1 protein-coding gene is annotated in these 348 nt (G+C 62.4%); it reads right to left on the bottom strand.

The annotated features are described in order from the left end of the window. A partial coding sequence (locus ACKLNA_RS29180) for a contractile injection system protein, VgrG/Pvc8 family (RefSeq protein WP_408987856.1) occupies positions 1-348 on the bottom strand: 348 nt, incomplete at both ends.

The raw sequence follows: 348 nt of genomic DNA, 5'->3' as shown, positions 1-348 counted from the left end.
CGCCGTGGCACTGTGCTGGAAGTGGTAGTGAATGCCTTCTTCTTCGCACAGGCGCTGGATGAAATGCAGGTCCGATTCGTCGTACTGCACGCAGTAGAGGCGCTCGGGGTAGATCGACCCGGTCTGAAATTCGTAGGCGTTGCCCTGGATGCCGTGTTCTTCGAGGACCTTGCCGATGATTTTCGGCACGCTGAGGTTCTGGAAGATCCGCTGGTTGATCCGGTGCGCCAGATACGCCAGCTGCGGGCGCAGGGTCACGGAGTAGCGCGTCAGGCGCTTGCCGGAATCGCCTTGCGCGGCGCGGTCGATCAGGCCATGGATGCCGCTACCGTCGGGCGACAGCTGCAG

It is taken from the genome of Pseudomonas sp. UV AK001, assembly GCF_046097675.1.
Lineage (GTDB): Bacteria > Pseudomonadota > Gammaproteobacteria > Pseudomonadales > Pseudomonadaceae > Aquipseudomonas > Aquipseudomonas kribbensis.
Note: the sequence above shows the minus strand (reverse complement) of the source record. Positions and strands in the feature narration are given on the sequence as shown.